We start from the raw sequence: 14,505 nt of genomic DNA, 5'->3' as shown, positions 1-14,505 counted from the left end.
TTTAATTAAGCCACAGCGAGTGGGAATGTGACACTGACTGTTGTTCCCCCCTGAACACGAGGTGCAATTTGGTATTCTCCGTTTAAGCTCAGAGCCCTTTCCCTCATGATAATCAGTCCATAATGGTTATTTTTCGTGGGCTGGGGTTGAATACCGTCACCATTATCTTCAATGGTGACGGTGATAACGTCTGCATTTTCGAATAACGAAACTTGCGACCAATTTGCATTGGCGTGCTTGAGAATATTGCTCAAGGCTTCTCGGATTATCTGTATGATATGAATAGCTTGGTGTGGCGAAATGCTTTTTGCTGGCAGTTGGTAATTCAAATTTATTTCAAAGCCAACACGTTGGCTAAATTCATTGATAGTACTTTCTAAAGAGGGCAATAAACCTGGTTCAGTGAGCTTTAACCTAAAAGTGGTTAATAATTCACGTAATTGGCTATAAGCAGAGTTAATTTCATTGCGCATTTCATTGAGTAAATCTTGTTGTTTATTGGGCAAAGATTCTGGCTGCATTTGCAGATAGCTAATTTGCATTTTTAAACATGATAACGATTGGGCAATAGAGTCATGGAGTTCTCTGGCGATTGCCGAGCGTTCATCCATAATTAGCAATTGTTGTTGCTGCTCTAATTGGTGCGCCATTGCTAACATACCAGTGATTTGTTTGACCAACATTAGCACTAAATTATTTTGCTCATCGGATAAAGGCCTATCTATTGAGATCTCAGCTAGGATAACCCCATAGCGGTGTAAATTATCGGAGATATCCCACGATAACATTGTTGGATGTTCCACGGTTTCAGGGGCTGGAAATTCACCACAGTGGATGTCATGAAAATAGGTATCGTTATTTTCTTCATATAGCCGCAAGCTAATATTTTTAAGGGGGATTAGGTTTTGTAGCTCTATCAGTACTTTTTCTAGGCGTACCGCCAGTGGGTCGATGGAATGCAAGGTACGATTTGATTGATACAGGTACAGCAATACTTTGTTTTTATTCTGTAAGTCTGCCGTTTTTTCTTCGACACGAGACTCTAATTGACGGTAACTTTGCGCTAATTCATCAGACATTTGGTTTAATGTTTGTCCAAGAGCGCTAAGCTCATCATGTTTTTTATACGTTGGATAACGTTGGCTAAAATCCCGATGACTAATCGCATTCACCATATTTAACAGTTTTAGCCAAGGGTAATAAATTTTCTTCCTAAAATGGCAAATGGTGAAGAGTAATAATAGAGAAACGAGGCCGATAAACACCATTTGTGTCATGGCGACATAGGTCATTTTACGTTCTGTTTTTTCATCGATACTTTTTACTAACTCATCGATTTTATTAACAAAAGTGATAACCTCAAAACGTGCATCATTGGGGGAATTGGCTTTTGCTAGCGCAGGTCTTAAGTCGTTTAGCCAATATTGGTGAAGCTCACTAAATAGATTAGTTAAATCCTCTATTTCGACCACTTGGGTTAATTCAGGGCTTAATAAATCATGTTCAAGTTCATTCAGATAAATATCCGAATAGGTATTGAGTGGTGTTAATGAAAGCAAGTGATAACTTTGCATTCTTAGCGACCCCGATTTATTTATTGCGTGAGCGTTCCCTTGCACGCTAATAATCATTTGGTTGGAAATTGTCATGCCAATAATACCGAGTACAGCAATCAATAACATTAAGCCAATAACTTGGTTAATGATTGAAAATCGGCGGTTCGCAGTTGGCATACATAATCCTTAATTCCATGACATCATTATTCAATATTTTTTATAACGCTATTATTGTTCCTCTATTAGACAAAATTGAATATGCCACTTCGGTATTACTCCCTAATATCTCGCCGAGTCTTTTTGCTAAAATTTGCATCAATGAATGTTTTTAATGTATTAAATTATTCGTTTATATTTAATTGGTTAACTAAAAATACCCCTAATACTCCTCTGGTGGACGGTCTGAATTTCGTGCCAAATTTGATTTAAATCTACCTTGATTTAGATCAGCTTCATGCTGGCTTATTCGCCACACACTGCGCTCAGAAAATCGTATTTATCGGGGTGAATTATGTCTCAACGAGAGAGGATTAATAATACGGCTGTGCAGCCAAAAGGTGTTATTCAGGATTGGCGTCCTGAAGAAAGCCAATTTTGGCAGCAAACAGGCCAGCGAATTGCCAAACGTAATTTGTGGATTTCAATTCCGTGTTTATTGCTTGCATTCTGTGTATGGATGCTATTTAGTGCGGTTGCTGTTAATTTAAATAAAGTAGGTTTTAATTTTACCACTGACCAATTATTTTTATTAACCGCACTGCCTTCCGTTTCTGGCGCCTTATTACGCGTGCCCTATTCTTTTGTTATTCCTATCTTTGGTGGTCGTCGTTGGACGGCAATTAGCACTGTATTTCTGATTATTCCGTGTATTTGGTTGGGGTATGCGATTCAAGACCCAACAACGCCATACCAAGTATTTGTGATTATTTCCCTGCTTTGTGGTTTTGCTGGGGCAAACTTTGCATCAAGCATGGCGAATATCAGTTTCTTTTTTCCGAAAGCTCGCCAAGGTGGTGCGCTGGGCTTAAATGGTGGTCTAGGAAATCTAGGTGTTAGCGTGATGCAGTTAGTCGCCCCGTTTATTGTCGGTGTGGGGGTGTTTGCTTTTGCGGGTGGAACAGGAGCGGTTCAGCCTGACGGTTCTGTACTTTGGCTGGAAAATGCAGCGTGGGTTTGGGTGCCATTCTTGCTGTTCTTTACGGCGATGGCATGGTTTGGCATGAACGATTTGGCAGCAAATAAAGCCTCTTTAAAACAGCAACTTCCTGTTTTAAAACGTGGACATCTGTGGATTTTAAGCCTGTTGTACCTCTCAACATTTGGTTCATTTATCGGTTTTTCCGCGGGCTTTGCCATGCTGTCGAAAACCCAGTTTCCCGATATCGTCATCTTGAAATTTGCCTTTTTTGGCCCATTCCTTGGTGCATTAGCCCGCCCACTTGGCGGCATGCTGTCTGACCGTTTTGGCGGCGTCAAAGTAACTTTCCTGAACTTTATCGCCATGGCTATTTTTTCAGGGCTACTGTTCTTTACCTTGCCAGAAAATGGCCAAGGCGGCTCCTTCGGTGCGTTTTACGGTGTGTTTATGGTGCTGTTTTTAACGGCAGGTTTAGGCAGTGGTTCCACATTCCAAATGATTGCCGTGGTTTTTCGCAAATTAACCATGGACAAGGCTTTATTAAGAGGTGCTTCAGAGCAAGAAGCACAAAAAGAAGCAGTAACAGAAAGTGCGGCAGCGCTTGGGTTTATCTCTGCCATTGGTGCAATTGGTGGCTTTTTTATTCCAAAAGCCTTTGGGACGTCGTTAACCCTGACAGGCTCACCCGCTGATGCCATGAAAGTGTTCTTTGTGTTCTATCTCTCTTGTGTGTTTATCACGTGGTTAGTTTACGGACGTACCCACAAATAATAACAAGTTATAAAAATCCTTTTTAAGCAATGTACGGCGGCGGTCGCCGTCTCTTTGGAGGCAATCCGAATGAGTAAATTTTTAGATAGATTTCGTTATTTTAAGCAGCTGGGTGATACCTTCGCAGGCGACCATGGGCAAGAGCTCAATGTTAACCGTGATTGGGAGGATAGTTACCGTAGTCGCTGGCAGCACGATAAAGTCGTACGTTCGACCCACGGTGTTAACTGCACTGGTTCATGTAGCTGGAAAATTTACGTCAAAAATGGCCTTGTGACGTGGGAAACACAACAAACTGACTACCCACGCACCCGCCCAGATTTACCTGATCACGAGCCTCGTGGTTGTCCGCGTGGTGCCAGCTATTCATGGTATTTATACAGTGCAAACCGCGTGAAATACCCGATGATGCGTAAGCGTTTACTGAAATTATGGCGCGATGCAAAAGCAGAGCACCAAGACCCCGTCGCAGCATGGTTATCCATCATTAGCGACCCAGAAAAAGCGCAGAGTTACAAACAAGCTCGTGGTCGCGGTGGTTTTGTTCGCTCCAGCTGGCAGGAAGTGAACGAGTTAATTGCAGCTGCTAACGTGGCGACGATTAAGGAATTTGGTCCTGATCGCATTGTCGGTTTTTCGCCTATTCCTGCGATGTCGATGGTGTCTTATGCGTCAGGCGCCCGTTATTTATCTCTCATTGGTGGGGCTTGCCTGAGCTTCTACGATTGGTACTGCGACTTACCGCCTGCATCCCCAATGACGTGGGGGGAGCAAACGGACGTACCAGAATCCGCAGACTGGTATAACTCATCTTACATTATTGCTTGGGGCTCGAACGTCCCGCAAACTCGTACGCCTGATGCTCACTTCTTTGCAGAAGTCCGCTACAAAGGGACGAAAACTGTTGCTGTCACGCCAGATTACGCCGAAATCACCAAATTCTGCGACCATTGGCTGAACCCAAAACAAGGGACTGACAGTGCCATGGCGATGGCAATGGGGCATGTCATCCTCAATGAGTTCCACGTCAAACGTGAAGCGGAATATTTCCGTGAATATGTTCGCACTTACACCGATATGCCGATGTTGGTGATGCTCGATAAACATGAAAACGGTGCGTATGTTGCTGGGCGTATGCTGCGTGCTTCGGATCTCGTTGATTCTTTAGGCGAAGAGAAAAATGCCGAATGGAAAACCATCGCGATTGATGAAGAAACAGGGGCACTGTGCGCCCCTCAAGGCTCGATGGGGTTCCGTTGGGATGACAGCCAAAAATGGAACTTAGAACCGCGCGCAGGGCAAGATGCACACCAGATCAAAATGCAACTCAGCCTTGCAGATACGCACGATGAATTTGTTGAGGTTGGCTTCCCATACTTTGGTGGTTTAGAAAGCGAACATTTCCAACGTGTTGAATTGAAAGATGTTTTGTTGCACAAATTACCCGCGAAACGTATTCAGCTTGCGGATGGCAGTGAGTCACTGGTTACTAGTGTGTATGATTTGATGCTTGCTAACTACGGCATTGACCGTGGTTTCGGTGATGAAAACTGTGCCGTTGATTACGATGATATGAAAGCCTATTCCCCTGCATGGGCTGAAAAAGTCACTGGGGTGAGCCGCCAAAATATCATTCGCATCGCCCGTGAATTTGCGGACACCGCAGAGAAAACCCACGGCCGTGCGATGGTAATTGTTGGGGCTGGTATCAACCACTGGTACCACATGGATATGACTTACCGCGCAATTATCAACATGCTGATTTTCTGTGGCTGCGTGGGGCAAAGCGGCGGTGGTTGGTCACATTACGTCGGCCAGGAAAAATTGCGCCCACAAACAGGCTGGACGCCACTAGCTTTTGGTCTTGATTGGCAGCGTCCACCACGCCATATGAACAGCACATCATTCTTCTATAACCATTCAAGCCAATGGCGTTATGAAACGGTAGGGACGGAAGAGTTACTCTCACCTTTAGCGGATAAAAAAGCATTTAGCGGCAGTTTAGTGGACATGAATGTGCGTGCTGAAAGAATGGGCTGGTTGCCATCTGCACCACAATTAAGTGTTAACCCAATCAATATTGCTAAACAGGCACAAGACGTGGGGCTTTCCCCAGTAGATTATACCGTTAAGCAATTGAAGGACGGCAATATTCGTTTTGCAGCAGAACAGCCAGATGACCCACAAAATTTCCCACGTAATCTGTTTATTTGGCGCTCAAACTTATTGGGTTCCGCAGGGAAGGGCCATGAATATTTATTGAAATATTTGCTGGGTACTGAAAACGGTATTCAAGGCAAAGATTTAGGTCAACAAGGTGGCGTCAAACCTGAGGAAGTAGAATGGCAAGATACAGCAGCACAAGGGAAAGTGGACTTAGTGGTGACTCTCGATTTCAGAATGTCGAGCACCTGCCTGTTCTCAGACGTTATTTTACCGACCGCCACTTGGTATGAAAAAGACGATATGAATACCTCGGATATGCATCCGTTTATTCACCCATTATCCGCCGCGGTTGACCCTGCTTGGGAATCGAAAAGCGATTGGGAAATCTACAAAGGCATTGCCAAAGCTTTCTCAGATGTCAGTGTCGGCCATCTAGGCAAAGAAACGGATGTCGTCACACTGCCGATCCAGCACGACAGTAAAGCTGAAATGGCGCAACCTTTTGATGTGAGAGATTGGAAAAAAGGCCAGTGCGAGCTGATCCCTGGAAAAACGGCGCCGCACATTATTTGTGTTGAACGTGACTACCCCAATACTTACGCACGTTTTACCTCCCTTGGTCCATTAATGGACAAATTAGGTAACGGTGGGAAAGGCATCAGTTGGAATACGCAAGATGAAGTTGAGTTCCTGAAAAAGCTGAACAAAACCCAGCCAGAAGGGGCTAATGCAGGCCGCCCTAAAATTGACACTGCCATTGATGCTGCCGAGGTGATTTTAACTTTAGCCCCCGAAACCAATGGGCAAGTGGCAGTGAAAGCATGGGATGCGTTAAGCAAGGTGACAGGGCGCGACCATACGCATTTAGCACGCTACAAAGAAGATGAGAAAATTCGCTTCCGCGATATTGTGGCACAGCCACGTAAGATCATTTCCAGCCCAACGTGGTCAGGCTTAGAAGATGAACATGTCTCTTACAACGCTTGTTATACCAACGTTCACGAGATGATCCCATGGCGTACACTTAGTGGTCGTCAGCAGTTATATCAAGATCATGAATGGATGCGTGCCTTTGGTGAAAGTCTCGTGGTATATCGCCCGCCAATTGATACGCGTGCGGCTCAGCCATTAATGGGTAAAAAATCCAACGGTTACCCTGAAAAAGCGTTGAATTTCCTAACGCCACACCAAAAATGGGGTATTCACTCCACTTATAGCGACAACTTATTGATGTTGACGCTCGGTCGTGGTGGTCCTGTGGTTTGGCTAAGTGAGGACGATGCTCGCGAGTTAGGCATTGAAGATAATGATTGGGTTGAAGCGTTTAACAGCAATGGGGCGCTGACAGCAAAAGCGATCGTCAGCCAACGGATCCCTGATGGCATGATCATGATGTACCACGCGCAAGAACGGTTGATCAATTTGCCGGGGTCAGAAATTACGGCGCAGCGCGGGGGTATTCATAACTCAGTAACACGTGTTTGCCCGAAACCAACCCATATGATTGGCGGTTACGCCCATCTAGCTTATAGCTTCAATTACTACGGAACCGTGGGTTCTAACCGTGATGAATTTGTGGTTGTTCGCAAAATGAAACAGGTCGACTGGCTGGATGGGGAAAACGATGCCTATCAGCAGACCTTGAGCGGAAAGGAGAAAGCATAATGAAAATTCGTTCTCAAGTCGGCATGGTGCTAAACCTCGATAAATGTATTGGTTGCCATACATGCTCAGTGACCTGTAAAAATGTCTGGACCAGTCGCGAAGGTGTTGAATACGCATGGTTTAATAATGTCGAGACCAAACCAGGTATCGGCTATCCCCATCACTGGGAAGATCAGGAAAAATGGAAAGGCGGTTGGATCCGTACCATCAAAGGCAAGCTGGTTCCTCGTATGGGGAACAAAGTGGGCGTGTTGTCTAAAATCTTTGCTAATCCTGATGTACCTGCTTTGGATGATTATTATGAGCCATTTAATTATGACTACGGCCATTTAAAAAATGCCAAAGAAGGCAAACATGTGCCAACTGCGCGTCCACGGTCATTGATCACAGGCGAACGGATGAGCAACGTGAAAATGGGGCCTAACTGGGAAGATGACCTTGGTGGCGAATTTGCGAAACGCGCCGCAGACAAAAACTTTGAGCACATCCAAAAAGAGATGTATGGGCAATTTGAAAATACTTTCATGATGTATTTGCCACGCCTGTGTGAACATTGTTTGAACCCTGCTTGTGTTGCAACGTGCCCAAGCGGTGCGATTTACAAACGCTCTGAAGACGGTATCGTCTTGATTGACCAAGATAAATGCCGTGGCTGGCGTATGTGCCTGACAGGCTGCCCGTACAAAAAAATCTACTTTAACTGGAAAAGCGGCAAGTCAGAAAAATGTATTTTCTGTTACCCTCGCATTGAATCTGGCATGCCAACGGTTTGCTCGGAAACCTGTGTTGGGCGTATCCGTTATTTAGGTGTGTTGCTGTATGACGCCGATAAAATTGAATCGGCGGCGAGTGTAGAAAAAGAAACGGATCTGTATCAAAGTCAGCTCGATGTCTTCCTTGATCCACACGATCCTAAAGTGATTGAAGAAGCGCAAAAACAGGGGATCCCATTAAGTGTGATCGACGCTGCTCAGAAATCGCCAGTGTATAAAATGGCGATGGAGTGGAAACTAGCGCTGCCGCTGCATCCTGAATATCGCACATTACCGATGGTGTGGTATGTGCCACCTCTGTCACCCATTCAATCTGTCGCTGACTCGGGTTTATTGGCTAACAATGGCGTATTGCCTGATGTGGAAAGCCTGCGCATTCCAGTGCAGTACCTCGCCAATTTATTGACGGCTGGGGACACAGAGCCTGTGCTGTTAGCACTAAAACGTATGTTAGCGATGCGCCATTATAAACGTGCTGAAACCGTAGAAAACCAGTGTGATACCAGTGCGTTGGAGCAAGTGGGATTAACGGAAGAGCAAGCCCAAGAAATGTACCGTTATTTGGCAATTGCTAACTATGAAGACCGTTTTGTGATTCCATCCAGTCATCGTGAATTAGCACGTGAAGCGTTCCCTGAAGCCAAAGCTTGTGGCTTTAGTTTTGGTGATGGTTGCCATGGTAGTGATAGCAAAACCAATCTGTTTAATAGTAGACGTATTGATGCCATTGATGTGACGCCAAAAACAGCGCAGGAGAACACACTATGATGACGTTAAGAGTGATTTCTCGGCTGTTAGAATACCCTTCAGAGGCGCTTTGGCAGCACCGCGATGAGTTAATCGAAGCATTAGAGCAAGCAGATGAATTACCTGTTACTCGTGCTATTCAGTTGATGATGTTTGTGCGCGAATATCTCAATGACGACTTGTTAGATATGCAGGCGCAATATTGTGAGCTGTTTGATAGAGGGCGCGCAACATCGTTACTGTTATTCGAGCATGTTCATGGGGAATCCCGCGACCGCGGTCAAGCAATGGTCGATTTAATGGGGCAGTACCAGCAGCATGGCTTGCAAATTGATTGCAAAGAGCTACCCGACTATTTGCCTATTTACTTGGAGTATCTCACTGTTTTACCACCGCAAGAAACTGTGGGGGGCTTGCACGATATCGCACCAATCTTAGCGTTACTAGGGGAGCGATTAAAACAGCGTGAAAGCCGCTTTGCGAGCTTGTTTGAGATATTACTTGAGTTATCCAATAGCGAAATTACCACTGAGCAACTTAGCGAAAAAGTGGCATCAGAAGCGCGGGATGACACGCCTCAAGCCCTTGATGCGGTGTGGGAAGAGGAACAAGTGAAGTTTTTTGCGGATGAGAAAACCTGCGGTGGGGAAGTCACCGCCCATCAACACCGTTTTGCCAATGCCGTCACGCCGCAATACTTGGACCTTGGTACGAGCAGCCATGTAGGAGTGCAAAAATGAATTTTCTCAATCAATTCTTCTTCGACATCTATCCGTATATTGCAGGCACCGTGTTTATTGTCGGTAGCTGGCTGCGTTATGACTACGGTCAATACACATGGCGTGCGGGTTCGAGTCAAATGTTAGATAAAAAGAATATGCGTCTGGCATCCAATTTATTCCATTTGGGGATTATTGGGATTTTTGTCGGCCATTTTCTGGGGATGTTAACACCACATTGGATGTATGAATCTTTCCTACCAATGCATATCAAGCAGTTGATGGCGATGATCGGGGGCGGCTCTGCGGGGGTGATGATGTTAATTGGTGGAGCGATGTTACTGAAACGCCGACTGACTAACCCACGTATTCGCGCCACATCTTCCTTTGGTGACATCATGATTATGGTATTGCTGGTGGTGCAAGTGTGTTTAGGGCTACTCACTATTCCATTCTCTGCGCAGCACATGGATGGCAGTGAAATGTTGAAGTTAGTGGGATGGGCGCAATCAGTTGTGACATTCCATTGGGGCGCGTCGAATTACCTTGAAGGCGTTGGCATCGTGTTCAAGTTACATATCGTGTTGGGGATGACAATATTCTTACTCTTCCCATTCTGCCGTTTAGTGCACATCTGGAGTGCACCTATCGAATACCTAAGTCGTCGGTATCAGTTGGTGAGAAATCGCCACTAAGTTCGGGTTTCACAGGGAAGTGAGCCAGTACATTGCTCTTGTGTAATTGATTCTTGTGTAAACAACAAATATGGCTATTTTGGCACCCCACCTAACATGTTAGATGGGGTTTTTTTGTGTTTATTTGCTGACGGCGGGTTCGATATAGCCCAGGCGGCGAGAAATCAGCAAACAAACATGGGCAAGTTCATCGTTGACCCTATCTATTTTGGGTAACATACGGTGTGTTGGGCCTGCAACACTGATAGCCCCAACAATGTTGCCAGTGTAGTTAAATATTGGCCTTGCAACACACGTTAGCCCTTCTTCATTTTCTTCATCATCTAAAGAAAAGCCTTTCAAACGAATATCTGCCAACAATTCATACAGTTTCATTCTATCGACAACGGTTTTTTCCGTGAATTTCACCAGAGGTTTATCCAGAACCTCATCAATTTCTTCCAACGGTTGGAACGCTAAAAGCGCTTTCCCAATCCCTGTGCAATAGGCGGGTAGCCTTGCCCCTAATTTTGCAGTTGTTTGAATTGAGAGGGTACCTTCACTTTTATACAGGTACACCACATGCCCGCTGTTATAGACCCCTAAAAAACAGGTTTCGAATGTTGAGCTCGATAGTGTTTTTAAATAAGGGATTGAAACTTCAACTAAATTGACATTCATTAAACCTTTAATGCCAAGTTCAAGGCTTTTTAAATCAAGGTTATAACGCTCTGTAAGGTGATCGATACTGACATATTGGCGTTCTTTTAACGTCTCTAATATCCGAAACGCAGTGGTTTTGGCGATCCCTGTGTTTTTAACTAATTCTGCCAATGAAATTCCATCGGAATGATTACTTATCTCTTCAAGGATGGTCAGTACTCTATCAATGTTTGATGAGTTTGCTTGGCTGTCTTTCGTCATTGTTGGCTCCTTACATGCGCTGGGGGTCATTGTACGCACAATTTCATGTGAATTAAACGTCGTTCCATTTTCTCCTTGTTGTGACTCTTTTTGTGTGTAAAGGCGGGATATCTGTAATTAATTGATAAGCCTTGTCTTTACGTTACTGATTGTGATCACGATCGTCATTCTTATAAAAACGGAACGACATTCCTATAATTTGATGTATCTTATAAAAAAAGGAACGGCGTTCCGTTATTTTAAAGGGATAAATATGTTGATAGTGACCATTGATACAGGGACAACAAATACCCGCGTGAGAGCATGGCGAAACAATATGGTTGTGGGAGAGCTGAGCGCGGAAGTTGGGATTCGGGATTGTGCGAAAAATGGAAATAATGTGCGTTTAATTCAATCAATAAAAACGCTTTTGGCACAACTTTTAGCAAAGTTTAGTGATGAAGAAAGGGAAAATTATCGCTTAGTGGCATCGGGTATGATTACTTCAGAAATTGGGTTATGCCATTTGCCTCATGAAGTGACTCCAGTTTCGATGAGACAGCTCGCACAAAAGGCCAGTGCGCGCGTGGTAAATGAAATTAGCGAAAAGCCAATTATTTTTATACCAGGAATTAAAAATAAAACCACGGAATTAACGTTTGACTCTATTGAAAGCATGGATGTGATGCGCGGTGAAGAGGTTGAGATCTTCGGTATCTTATCACAGCAGCCAGATTTAGGCGCTTCGCTGGTTATCTTACCAGGTTCGCATTCAAAGTTTGTTCGCATTGATGACAATAAAAATGTGATTGCACTGGCAACCACGATGGCAGGGGAAATCTTCGATACGCTGACGCACCAAACGATACTCGCAAGCTCATTAGAGCATCAATTTGTTCAGCAACTTGATCGCGAATATTTACTTAAGGGTGCCGAGTTAAGTCAGCAAGTAGGGATTGCCAGAAGCTGTTTTTCAGTCAGATTATTAGATCTTTTTACGGAAGCTACTCTTGACCAAAAATCGAGTTTTTTATTAGGCGCGATTTTAGCATCAGATTTACTTGCGATAAAAAACAGCCAGGCCTTATGTGTGACTAACGATATAAAAATTGTGATTAGTGGAAAACCTATCTTAGCAAATGCGCTTCAATTATTAATTAAAAATGATAGTTATTTCACGGGTGAAATCAGCGTATTAAAAGATAAAAAGGAACAGCCGTATTCTGGGTTAGGTGCAATTTCAATATTAAACCTTACAGAATATAAATAAGCATTCTTAATAATTTGTTATTAGGTGATTATATGAATCTTGAAAATGAAATTCCTTTAATTGCAATATTGCGTGGGATTAAACCTGAAGAGGTTTTAGAACATATTTCAATACTGGCGGAAGAAGGTTTTCAATATATAGAAATTCCGTTGAATTCCCCTGAATGGGAAAAGAGTATTCCATTGGCTATTCAGCACTATGGCAATAAATTAAAAATAGGGGCAGGAACTGTCCTGAATCAACAGAATGTTGAAAAATTAGCAGCAATGAACGCAAAGATTATTGTCACACCGAATATTAATGTTTCGGTGATCAAATCATCTTTAGCAAACAAGATGGAAATATACCCAGGCTGTGCAACAGCCACTGAGGCATTTACAGCGATTGATGCAGGTGCTTGTAACTTAAAAATATTTCCAACTGCGCCGCTAGGAGTTAACTACGTTAAGTCACTGATGTCAGTGATCCCTAAAGATATAGCTATTTATGCCGTTGGTGGCGTAACGCCACAAAATTTACATGAGTACCTAAGCATTGGCTGTTATGGCGCAGGGCTTGGGAACGACCTTTACCGTGCAGGCCAATCACCAGAGAAAACCAGAGAAAACGCGAAAGCATTTATATCTGCATATATCGCATTTAAAAATTTAAATTATTAATTTAAAAGAGATATTAAAATGAAATTCGATTATGTTTTTAAAAGTGCCACTGTTATTGATGGCAGTGGTAAAAATGAATTTATTAGCGATGTGGCAATTAAAAATGGCCGTATTATTAAAATTGCTGAAAATATTAACGAAGAGTCTGAAAAAATAATTGATTGTTCAGGGTTAATTTTATCGCCTGGGTTTATTGATGTTCATACGCATGATGATTTAATTGTCATAGATAAACCAGAATATATTGAAAAAACATCACAGGGTGTTACCACCATTATTGTTGGTAACTGTGGGATCAGTGCTGCATGCGCCACATTAAAAGATGAAGTTCCTGACCCAATTAATTTGCTGGGGGAATTAAATGAATTTAATTTCGCAGATTTGGCTAGCTATAAGCAGAAAATTAATGAAATTACGCCGACCGTTAATGTAGCGACATTGATTGGCCATACCACATTAAGAAATAACTGTGTTTCGGATTTATTAAAACCTGCAACCCAGAGCAATATTGCACAGATGAAGCGGGTTTTAGAATCTGCATTAAATGAAGGTGCTTTAGGGCTAAGCACAGGGCTGTCTTACGGTAATGCCATTAACTCATCCACGGAAGAAATCTGTGAGCTGGCCGAATTATTAGCAGAGCATCAGGGCATTTACACCACGCATATGCGTACTGAATATGATGGAATCATCGATGCAATGCATGAAGCTTTTCATATTGGCCGCCATGCAAAAGTACCTGTGCAAATTTCTCACCATAAGTGTGCTGGGGCAAAAAACTGGGGACGTACTAAAGAGACGCTTGCGTTAATCGAAAAATATCAAGCAATGCAAGATATTAACTGTGATTGCTACCCCTATAGAGCGGGCTCTTCAAACTTAGATATCACGCAAGTCACTGAGGATTATGACATCCTAGTGACTTGGTCAACGCCATTCCCTGATGTTGCAGGTAAGACACTAAAAGATATCGCCATAATGTGGAATATCGATATTTACCAAGTGGCGGAAAAAATTGTCCCTGCGGGCGCTATTTATTTTCAAATGCATGAAGACGATGTTCGCCGTGTATTGCAGCACCCAAGCAGCATGGTTGGTTCAGATGGCTTACCCCGCGACCCTAATCCGCACCCACGTTTATGGGGCACCTTTCCACGCGTAATTAGTCACTACAGCCGTGATGAGAAACTGTTCCCAATGACCACCGCAATTTACAAGATGACGGGCATGTCGGCTCAGCGTTTTTCTTTGAAGGATAGAGGACTTATCAAAGAAAACTTTTTTGCAGATATCGTCTTATTTGACCCAATAAAAATTAATGAAACCTCGACGTTCCAAGATCCAAAGCAGAAAGCAGATGGCATTGAATATGTTTTTGTTAATGGTGTTCTGACCTATACCGCAAAAGAAATGACTGGGGATAGAGCAGGTAAATTCTTAGAAAGAAATAAATAAAAGAGAGAA

The 14,505-nt window shown here is 43.4% G+C and carries 10 protein-coding genes; 8 read left to right on the top strand and 2 right to left on the bottom strand.

Annotated elements, in window-relative coordinates; translation table 11 throughout:
• Positions 1-5: 5 nt before the first annotated feature.
• Positions 6-1,733 (bottom strand): nitrate/nitrite two-component system sensor histidine kinase NarX, encoded by a 1,728-nt coding sequence (gene narX, locus PSF27_RS11585; RefSeq protein WP_272539359.1) that lies wholly within the window; start codon positions 1,731-1,733, stop codon positions 6-8.
• A gap of 334 nt (positions 1,734-2,067) precedes the next feature.
• On the opposite strand from narX, the gene PSF27_RS11580 reads away from it, so the two are divergent.
• From PSF27_RS11580 to narI, 5 genes are all read left to right on the top strand, one after another.
• Complete coding sequence (locus PSF27_RS11580) at positions 2,068-3,465, top strand: NarK family nitrate/nitrite MFS transporter (protein ID WP_272539358.1); 1,398 nt, start codon at positions 2,068-2,070, stop codon at positions 3,463-3,465.
• Between the two features lie 69 nt (positions 3,466-3,534).
• Positions 3,535-7,296, top strand: a complete 3,762-nt coding sequence (locus tag PSF27_RS11575) for a nitrate reductase subunit alpha (protein WP_272681488.1) — start codon at positions 3,535-3,537, stop codon at positions 7,294-7,296.
• On the top strand, positions 7,296-8,837 hold the full coding sequence (narH, locus tag PSF27_RS11570) for a nitrate reductase subunit beta (RefSeq protein WP_206083358.1): 1,542 nt from the start codon (positions 7,296-7,298) through the stop codon (positions 8,835-8,837). The genes PSF27_RS11575 and narH overlap by 1 nt, the downstream gene beginning before the upstream one ends.
• Complete coding sequence (gene narJ / locus PSF27_RS11565) at positions 8,834-9,556, top strand: nitrate reductase molybdenum cofactor assembly chaperone (protein ID WP_272681487.1); 723 nt, start codon at positions 8,834-8,836, stop codon at positions 9,554-9,556. The genes narH and narJ overlap by 4 nt, the downstream gene beginning before the upstream one ends.
• Positions 9,553-10,230, top strand: coding sequence for a respiratory nitrate reductase subunit gamma (narI, locus tag PSF27_RS11560; protein ID WP_206083360.1), 678 nt, complete (start codon positions 9,553-9,555; stop codon positions 10,228-10,230). The genes narJ and narI overlap by 4 nt, the downstream gene beginning before the upstream one ends.
• 120 nt (positions 10,231-10,350) lie before the next feature.
• Here narI and PSF27_RS11555 read toward each other — a convergent pair whose 3' ends face one another.
• Positions 10,351-11,133 (bottom strand): IclR family transcriptional regulator, encoded by a 783-nt coding sequence (locus PSF27_RS11555; RefSeq protein ID WP_225820483.1) that lies wholly within the window; start codon positions 11,131-11,133, stop codon positions 10,351-10,353.
• Positions 11,134-11,386: 253 nt separating this feature from the next.
• Here PSF27_RS11555 and PSF27_RS11550 point away from each other — a divergent pair, with 253 nt between their 5' ends.
• The 3 genes from PSF27_RS11550 to PSF27_RS11540 are packed head-to-tail and all read left to right on the top strand — an operon-like array spanning position 11,387 to position 14,496.
• Positions 11,387-12,382, top strand: coding sequence for a 2-dehydro-3-deoxygalactonokinase (locus tag PSF27_RS11550; protein WP_272681486.1), 996 nt, complete (start codon positions 11,387-11,389; stop codon positions 12,380-12,382).
• A gap of 32 nt (positions 12,383-12,414) precedes the next feature.
• Positions 12,415-13,041, top strand: a complete 627-nt coding sequence (locus tag PSF27_RS11545) for a 2-dehydro-3-deoxy-6-phosphogalactonate aldolase (RefSeq protein ID WP_272681485.1) — start codon at positions 12,415-12,417, stop codon at positions 13,039-13,041.
• Positions 13,042-13,059: 18 nt separating this feature from the next.
• Positions 13,060-14,496 carry an N-acyl-D-amino-acid deacylase family protein gene (locus tag PSF27_RS11540; RefSeq protein ID WP_272539356.1) on the top strand — a complete coding sequence of 479 codons (1,437 nt, stop codon included), beginning with the start codon at positions 13,060-13,062 and terminating at the stop codon, positions 14,494-14,496.
• The last annotated feature ends 9 nt before the right edge of the window (positions 14,497-14,505 follow it).

Source organism: Providencia sp. PROV129 (assembly GCF_028482245.1).
GTDB classification, from domain to species: Bacteria; Pseudomonadota; Gammaproteobacteria; order Enterobacterales; family Enterobacteriaceae; genus Providencia; species Providencia vermicola.
This window is presented reverse-complemented; position numbering and strand designations above follow the sequence as displayed.

What these genes read in the sequence shown, in the direction of transcription:
- narI (WP_206083360.1), top strand. Translation starts at nt 9,553, where the DNA reads ATGAATTTTCTCAATCAATTCTTCTTCGACATCTATCCGTATATTGCA.
- PSF27_RS11540 (WP_272539356.1), top strand. Translation starts at nt 13,060, where the DNA reads ATGAAATTCGATTATGTTTTTAAAAGTGCCACTGTTATTGATGGCAGT.
- PSF27_RS11550 (WP_272681486.1), top strand. Translation starts at nt 11,387, where the DNA reads ATGTTGATAGTGACCATTGATACAGGGACAACAAATACCCGCGTGAGA.
- narX (WP_272539359.1), bottom strand. Translation starts at nt 1,733, where the DNA reads ATGCCAACTGCGAACCGCCGATTTTCAATCATTAACCAAGTTATTGGC.
- PSF27_RS11545 (WP_272681485.1), top strand. Translation starts at nt 12,415, where the DNA reads ATGAATCTTGAAAATGAAATTCCTTTAATTGCAATATTGCGTGGGATT.
- PSF27_RS11555 (WP_225820483.1), bottom strand. Translation starts at nt 11,133, where the DNA reads ATGACGAAAGACAGCCAAGCAAACTCATCAAACATTGATAGAGTACTG.
- narJ (WP_272681487.1), top strand. Translation starts at nt 8,834, where the DNA reads ATGATGACGTTAAGAGTGATTTCTCGGCTGTTAGAATACCCTTCAGAG.
- PSF27_RS11575 (WP_272681488.1), top strand. Translation starts at nt 3,535, where the DNA reads ATGAGTAAATTTTTAGATAGATTTCGTTATTTTAAGCAGCTGGGTGAT.
- PSF27_RS11580 (WP_272539358.1), top strand. Translation starts at nt 2,068, where the DNA reads ATGTCTCAACGAGAGAGGATTAATAATACGGCTGTGCAGCCAAAAGGT.
- narH (WP_206083358.1), top strand. Translation starts at nt 7,296, where the DNA reads ATGAAAATTCGTTCTCAAGTCGGCATGGTGCTAAACCTCGATAAATGT.